1 pseudogene is annotated in these 878 nt (G+C 71.2%); it reads right to left on the reverse strand.

The window, feature by feature from the left end:
- Nucleotides 1-420 precede the first annotated feature (420 nt).
- Nucleotides 421-878 (reverse strand): annotated as a pseudogene (locus CCN35_RS29355) (Fic family protein); the annotation flags it as partial.

Here is an 878-nt window from a genome sequence, read left to right on the forward strand (position 1 = left end):
CTGCCGGCCGCCGTCAGGCGGCCCCGCGCGCCGTGCCCCGCCCCCTTCACCCCTCGCACGGCCCTATAAGTCCCATTTGAACCTAAAAGTAAAGAAGTGCGGCCAGGGGTTCCCTTTGTCCCCTGTTTCCAGTACAAAGGAGTTGACGGCCCGCGAGACCGAAGGACATCCGAAAGGACCACCCTTACGGCGCGATTTGGCCCCACGGACCGTGCATGAACATCGGGCACCCACGCGACGTCGACCCGTCGATTACGGGCCCGCCCACCAGGTGACGGGCAAAGTCCCCGACCTGATGGGCGACACATATCGAGGACGCTTGGTAACTCGGTGTTCATGCCAGCGGCGGTACGACCAGTCGTACCGCCGCATTCATGCGTCCGTCCGTATCCGCCCGCGCCGCCCGTACCCGGCCCGCCGTCAGGCCGCTCCGCGCTGCAGCGCCTCGCACACCGCCATCGACTCGCGCGCCCCCAGCTCCACCGCCCGGGCGCAATGGGCGATCCAGGCCGCCATGCCCTCCGGGGTGCCGGACACATAGCCGTCGAAGGCGTCCCGATAGGCCGTGCTGCCCAGTTCGGCGTGGCCGACCTCGGCCGGGCAGACCGACTTGGGGTCGAGCCCGCTGCCGACCAGGACGATGCGCTCGGCCGCCCGTGCGACCAGCCCGTTGTGGGAGACGAAGGGGCGCAGCGCCAGCAGCTCGCCGTGCACCACGGCCGCCGTCACCAGGGCGGGCGCGGAGGTGCCCGCGACGAGCAGGTCCGCCAGGCCCTCCAGCCGCCCGGAGAGCTCGTCCGCACCGGGCAGTGCCGCCTCGATCAGCGGTTCGTCGACGGCCTCGCCCTCCCGGCGGGGCCGCCCGACGCTGTCCTCCT

Origin of the sequence: Streptomyces thermovulgaris, assembly GCF_002155915.1 — a bacterium.
In the GTDB taxonomy this organism is placed as follows: Bacteria; Actinomycetota; Actinomycetes; order Streptomycetales; family Streptomycetaceae; genus Streptomyces; species Streptomyces thermovulgaris.